Origin of the sequence: Arthrobacter sp. 2YAF22_2, assembly GCF_052114645.1 — a bacterium.
Classification (GTDB): Bacteria; Actinomycetota; Actinomycetes; order Actinomycetales; family Micrococcaceae; genus Arthrobacter.
On record NZ_JBFRFD010000217.1, the window covers coordinates 1 to 5,798 of the forward strand.

The 5,798-nt window shown below is 61.1% G+C and carries 11 protein-coding genes and 1 pseudogene; all 12 read left to right on the plus strand.

Features of this window, described 5'->3' with window-relative positions; genetic code table 11:
* Positions 1-80 (plus strand): annotated as a pseudogene (locus AB4Y86_RS10315) (50S ribosomal protein L23); the annotation flags it as partial.
* Positions 81-109: 29 nt separating this feature from the next.
* Complete coding sequence (rplB, locus tag AB4Y86_RS10320; RefSeq protein WP_441402145.1) at positions 110-949, plus strand: 50S ribosomal protein L2; 840 nt, start codon at positions 110-112, stop codon at positions 947-949.
* A 12-nt stretch (positions 950-961) separates the two neighbouring features.
* Entirely contained in the window at positions 962-1,243 is a 282-nt protein-coding gene (gene rpsS, locus AB4Y86_RS10325) for a 30S ribosomal protein S19 (protein WP_018773666.1), read from the plus strand.
* A gap of 38 nt (positions 1,244-1,281) precedes the next feature.
* Positions 1,282-1,647 carry a 50S ribosomal protein L22 gene (gene rplV / locus AB4Y86_RS10330; RefSeq protein WP_354348543.1) on the plus strand — a complete coding sequence of 122 codons (366 nt, stop codon included), beginning with the start codon at positions 1,282-1,284 and terminating at the stop codon, positions 1,645-1,647.
* The gene (gene rpsC, locus AB4Y86_RS10335) at positions 1,648-2,481 is read left to right on the plus strand and encodes a 30S ribosomal protein S3 (RefSeq protein ID WP_441402146.1); all 834 of its coding nucleotides are present in this window, start codon (positions 1,648-1,650) and stop codon (positions 2,479-2,481) included.
* Positions 2,482-2,898 carry a 50S ribosomal protein L16 gene (gene rplP, locus AB4Y86_RS10340; RefSeq protein ID WP_441402147.1) on the plus strand — a complete coding sequence of 139 codons (417 nt, stop codon included), beginning with the start codon at positions 2,482-2,484 and terminating at the stop codon, positions 2,896-2,898.
* 2 nt (positions 2,899-2,900) lie between these two features.
* A complete protein-coding gene (gene rpmC / locus AB4Y86_RS10345; RefSeq protein ID WP_441402148.1) occupies positions 2,901-3,236 on the plus strand; it encodes a 50S ribosomal protein L29 in 336 nt (111 codons plus the stop codon).
* Positions 3,233-3,541, plus strand: a complete 309-nt coding sequence (gene rpsQ, locus AB4Y86_RS10350; protein WP_441402149.1) for a 30S ribosomal protein S17 — start codon at positions 3,233-3,235, stop codon at positions 3,539-3,541. The genes rpmC and rpsQ overlap by 4 nt, the downstream gene beginning before the upstream one ends.
* A gap of 773 nt (positions 3,542-4,314) precedes the next feature.
* Entirely contained in the window at positions 4,315-4,683 is a 369-nt protein-coding gene (rplN, locus tag AB4Y86_RS10355) for a 50S ribosomal protein L14 (protein WP_003803789.1), read from the plus strand.
* Positions 4,684-4,686: 3 nt separating this feature from the next.
* Positions 4,687-5,046, plus strand: a complete 360-nt coding sequence (rplX, locus tag AB4Y86_RS10360; RefSeq protein WP_441402150.1) for a 50S ribosomal protein L24 — start codon at positions 4,687-4,689, stop codon at positions 5,044-5,046.
* The gene (gene rplE, locus AB4Y86_RS10365; RefSeq protein ID WP_441402151.1) at positions 5,046-5,627 is read left to right on the plus strand and encodes a 50S ribosomal protein L5; all 582 of its coding nucleotides are present in this window, start codon (positions 5,046-5,048) and stop codon (positions 5,625-5,627) included. Before rplX ends, rplE begins: the two co-directional genes overlap by 1 nt.
* Positions 5,628-5,708: 81 nt before the next feature.
* Positions 5,709-5,798, plus strand: a 90-nt coding sequence (gene rpsH / locus AB4Y86_RS10370; protein WP_441402152.1) for a 30S ribosomal protein S8, incomplete at its 3' end; no start/stop codon positions are given.

The following is a 5,798-nucleotide window of genomic DNA, read 5'->3' on the forward strand; positions in this document are numbered from 1 at the left end:
GTACCCGCAAGAACACCAAGCGTGCGATTGTGAGCCTCAAAGAAGGCACTATCGACATCTTCGGCGGTCCGCTCTCGTAGCGGAGACCACTTTAACGAGGAAATAAATTATGGGAATCCGTAAATACAAGCCGACTACCCCGGGCCGTCGCGGCTCGAGCGTAGCGGACTTCACCGAAATCACGCGGTCGACGCCGGAAAAGTCGTTGGTACGTCCCCTCCCGAAAAAGGGTGGCCGTAACAACACCGGTAAGATCACGACCCGTCACAAGGGTGGTGGCCACAAGCGCCAGTACCGTCTGATCGACTTCCGTCGCCACGACAAGGACGGCGTCAACGCCCGCGTTGCCGAAATCGAGTACGATCCGAACCGCACGGCTCGCATCGCCCTCCTGCACTACGTTGATGGCACCAAGCGTTACATCATCGCCCCGAACAAGCTGGCCCAGGGTGACACCGTGGAAGCAGGTGCCGACGCTGACATCAAGCCCGGCAACAACCTGCCGCTGCGCAACATCCCGGTCGRTACCGTGATCCACGCAGTTGAACTGCGTCCGGGTGGCGGCGCCAAGATGGGCCGGTCCGCCGGCGCATCGATCCAGCTCGTTGCCAAGGAAGGCCGCTTCGCCCAGCTGCGTCTGCCTTCCGGCGAAATCCGCAACGTTGACGTGCGCTGCCGCGCCACAGTCGGCGAGGTCGGCAACGCCGAGCAGTCGAATATCAACTGGGGCAAGGCCGGCCGCATGCGCTGGAAGGGCGTCCGCCCGACCGTCCGTGGTGTCGCCATGAACCCGGTCGACCACCCGCACGGTGGTGGCGAGGGTAAGACGTCCGGTGGACGTCACCCCGTCAACCCGAACGGTAAGCGCGAAGGCCGCACCCGCCGTCCCAACAAAGAGAGCGACAAGCTTATTGTTCGTCGCCGTCGTACTGGCAAGAACAAGCGATAGGAGCCTGGACACATGCCACGCAGCCTGAAAAAAGGTCCTTTCGTTGACCAGCACCTCTTTGTGAAGGTAGCCAGGGAAAACGAAAAGGGCACCAAGAACGTCATTAAGACCTGGTCCCGCCGTTCGATGATCGTCCCCGACATGCTCGGGCACACGATCGCCGTGCACGACGGACGCAAGCACATCCCCGTGTTTGTCACTGAGTCGATGGTCGGGCACAAGCTCGGCGAATTCGCTCCCACGCGGACATTCCGCGGCCATGTCAAGGACGACCGTAAGGGCAAGCGCCGCTAGGCGCCTGCACTTACGTCAAAGACGAGAGAAGGAAAGCAATGGAAGCCAAGGCAATTGCGCGCCACATCCGCGTAACGCCTATGAAGGCCCGGCGCGTCGTCAACCTTGTTCGTGGTAAGCAAGCGAATGAGGCTCTGGCAATTCTGAAGTTTGCCCCGCAGGCAGCTTCGGAGCCGGTATTCAAGGTAGTTCAGTCGGCAATCTCCAACGCCCGGGTCCTCGCGGACCGCGACGGCGTGGCGTTTGACGAGAGTGACCTCATCATCAGCGAAATGTATGTTGATGAAGGCCCGACCATGAAGCGGTTCCAGCCGCGAGCCCAGGGTCGTGCATTTCAGATCAAGAAGCGCACGAGCCACATCACCGTGGTAGTTGCTACCCCGGAGAAAGAGGAGGCTCGCTAAGTGGGACAGAAAGTTAACCCGCACGGGTTCCGACTCGGCATCACCACCGATCACGTATCGCACTGGTTTGCTGACAGCACCAAGGCCGGCCAGCGGTACAAGGACTTCGTTCGCGAAGACATCCGCATCCGCCAGCTCATGTCCACGGGCATGGAGCGCGCCGGTATCGCCAAGGTTGAGATCGAGCGCACCCGCGACCGTGTCCGCGTGGATATCCACACGGCACGCCCGGGCATCGTTATCGGCCGCCGCGGCGCCGAAGCAGACCGCATCCGCGGCGAGCTCGAAAAGCTCACCGGCAAGCAGGTCCAGCTGAACATCCTCGAGGTCAAGAACCCCGAGATGGAAGCCCAGCTTGTTGCCCAGGGCGTTGCCGAGCAGCTGACTTCCCGCGTGGCTTTCCGCCGTGCAATGAAGAAGGCAATGCAGTCCGCGCAGCGCGCCGGTGCCAAGGGCATCCGGATCGCTTGCTCGGGTCGACTGGGTGGCGCAGAAATGTCCCGCTCGGAGTTCTACCGCGAAGGCCGTGTGCCCCTGCACACCCTGCGCGCGAACATCGACTACGGCTTCTACGAGGCCAAGACCACCTTCGGCCGCATCGGCGTGAAGGTCTGGATCTACAAGGGTGACCTCACCGCCAAGGAACTGGCCCAGCAGGCAGCTGCTGCTCCGTCCCGCGGCCGTGGTGCCAGCGATCGTCCGGGCCGCCCGGGTGGCGCTGACCGTGGTGACCGCCGTCGTCGTAACGACCGTCCGGCAGCGGAGGCAGCTCCGGCCGCCGAAGCTCCGGCAGTTGAGGCTGCACCTGCTGCAGTAGAAGGAGGACAGGCTTAAATGCTTATCCCACGTCGAGTCAAGCACCGTAAGCAGCACCACCCGGGTCGTTCCGGCGCTGCCACGGGCGGCACCGAGGTCTCGTTCGGTGAGTGGGGTATCCAGGCTCTGAGCCCGGCATACGTCACCAACCGGCAGATCGAATCTGCCCGTATCGCGATGACCCGCCACATCAAGCGTGGCGGAAAGGTCTGGATCAACATTTACCCGGACCGTCCGCTGACCAAGAAGCCGGCCGAAACCCGCATGGGTTCCGGTAAGGGTTCTCCGGAGTGGTGGGTCTCAAACGTCAAGCCGGGCCGGGTTCTCTTCGAGATCTCCGGTGTCGAGGAATCGGTTGCTCGCGAGGCACTGCGCCTGGCAATCCACAAGCTCCCGTTGAAGGCACGCATTTTGCGTCGCGAAGGTGGTGAATAGAAATGGCAGTAGGATCCAAGGAACTTGCATCCGCACAGCTGGATGGTTTCGACAACGAGCGACTCGTTGAAGAACTCGGTAAGGCCAAGGAAGAGCTGTTCAACCTGCGTTTCCAGTCCGCCACCGGTCAGCTGGAGAACCACGGTCGTCTGCGCGCGGTAAAGAAGGACATCGCCCGCATCTACACCGTTCTCCGTGAGCGCGAACTGGGCATTCGTGCCGAGGTTGCCGCACCGGTTGTGGAAGCCAAGGAAGAAAAGAAGTCCAAGAAGTCCGCAGCCAAGGCTGAGAAGGCTGAAAAGCCGGCCGAGGCTGAGACTGAGGAGGACGCCAAGTGACTGAAAAGGACGAGAACGTGACGGAAACTGTTTCCGGCGCAGCTACGGCTGACGAGCGCGGTTACCGTAAGACGAAGCGCGGCTATGTGGTCTCGGACAAGATGGAAAAGACCATCGTTGTCCAGGTCGAGGACCGTGTGAAGCACGCCCTCTATGGCAAGGTCCTTCGCCGCAACACGAAGATCAAGGCTCACGACGAAGAGAACAGCGCCGGCATCGGCGACCTCGTTCTCCTCGCCGAGACCCGCCCGCTCTCCGCCACCAAGCGGTGGCGTCTGGTGGAGATCCTCGAGAAGGCCAAGTAACACCTGCACCTCCGCCTCGGCGGTCGTTGTACAGAAACCCCCGTTCCCTTCTGGGAGCGGGGGTTTCCGCCTTAACGGAAACGCACCGGTGTCTCGACCGGCAGGCTTTAGACAGACGCCCGACGGCGGGGCCCGGTTATCCGGCCGGCAGGCCTTGGGGGCGGGCCAAACGGCTGTCCGGAGTGACGCCGTCGTCGCCTTCCAAACGCTCCCTCACTTTTGGCACGAAATTGACGCACGGTCCCTCACTTCTAGCTGCTTCTTGGACGACGCTCGATCAGTTCATGCGTGAATGGCTGCAGGATGTGCGGGAGCGTTGCTCGGATCCTTGCAGGATGTGAGGGAGCGTTCGGTGGACGGGTGCGACGTTGACTGGATGTCCCGGGGGAGGGGGAGAGCGGTGGCCTGGGCGGGCCGAATGCCCGCCCCGTGAGTGGCGCCGTCGGACGCAGTGCCGTCGGCGGGCAGGCTTGTGCCCGGAGCGCATTGCTGTGATATGGGGATCCGGCGAAAACATGCTAAGATTTTGAGTTTGTATGGCGCCGTTCGCGCGTCATCGTCAACCTCGTAAACAATCGTGCCACGGCATAGTGCCCCCTCGCGCCCCGACTCGTCGGGAACCGCCCGGGAAGCAAATGTTTTTGGCACGGGCGTTTAGGCCTGGTCTGGCAAAATCCAGGCAGGTCAAGAGACACCCCGATCAACCGTTCCGCAAGGCTCATTCCGTAGGAAGATTTTCGGTCTGAGAACCGGCGCGACGCAAGGAGTAAATAGTGATTCAGCAGGAGTCGCGACTCAAGGTTGCCGACAACACGGGTGCTAAGGAAATCCTTACCATTCGCGTTCTCGGTGGCTCTGGCCGTCGCTACGCAGGCATTGGCGACGTCATCGTCGCTACCGTCAAGGACGCAATTCCGGGCGGCAACGTAAAGAAGGGCGACGTCGTCAAGGCTGTCATCGTCCGTACCAAGAAGGAACGCCGCCGTGCGGATGGTTCCTACATCAAGTTTGACGAGAACGCAGCCGTCATCCTGAAGAACGACGGTGACCCCCGCGGTACCCGTATCTTCGGACCGGTTGGTCGTGAACTTCGCGACAAGAAGTTCATGAAGATCGTTTCTCTGGCTCCGGAGGTGCTCTAGTCCATGGCTAAGATCAAAAAGGGTGACCTCGTTCAGGTCATCACTGGCGCCAAGGCTGAGCGCGGCGGCGACAAGGGCAAGCAGGGCAAGGTTCTGCGCGTCTTCCCCGATACCAACCGCGTGTTGGTTGAAGGCATTAACCGCGTAACCAAGCACACCAAGGTCGGTCAGTCGCAGCGCGGCACCAAGACCGGTGGCATTGAGGTCGTTGAGGCTTCAATCCACATCTCCAACGTGGCACTGGTTGACCCCTCCACCAAGAAGCCCACCCGCGTCGGTTTCCGCACCGAGACCGTTGAGCGCGATGGCGTGAAGCGTGACGTGCGCGTCCGCGTGGCCAAGAGCTCAGGGAAGGACATCTAATGACTGAGACTCTCGAGACTCCGGCAAGCAAGATCGTTCCTCGTCTGAAGACCAAGTACGCCGATTCCATCAAGAACTCGCTGACTGAGGAATTCAAGTACCAGAACGTCAACCAGGTTCCCCGTCTGGTGAAGGTCGTTGTGAACATGGGTGTTGGAGATGCCGCCAAGGACTCCAAGCTGATCGACGGCGCTGTCCGCGATCTGACCCTGATCACCGGCCAGAAGCCGCAGGTAACCAAGGCCCGCAAGTCGATCGCACAGTTCAAGCTGCGCGAAGGCATGCCGATCGGTGCGCACGCAACTCTGCGTGGCGACCRCATGTGGGAATTCCTGGACCGTCTGGTCACGCTGGCACTGCCGCGTATCCGCGACTTCCGGGGCCTCAGCGGCAAGCAGTTCGACGGCAACGGCAACTACACCTTCGGTCTGACCGAGCAGGTTATGTTCCACGAGATCGATCAGGATTCCATTGACCGCGTTCGCGGCATGGACATCACTGTCGTGACCACTGCCAAGACCGACGACGAAGGCCGCGCGCTGCTCAAGGCGCTTGGCTTCCCGTTCAAGACCGAAGACTAATCTAGCTACGTAAAAGGTCCGGCTGCCGGTTGTTGAAAACCGTTGCAGCGGAAACCGTTATGAGGAAGGGCAAGAGCCCACATGACAATGACAGATCCCGTCGCAGACATGCTCACGCGTCTGCGCAACGCTAACTCGGCATACCACGAATCCGTGACCATGCCGTACAGC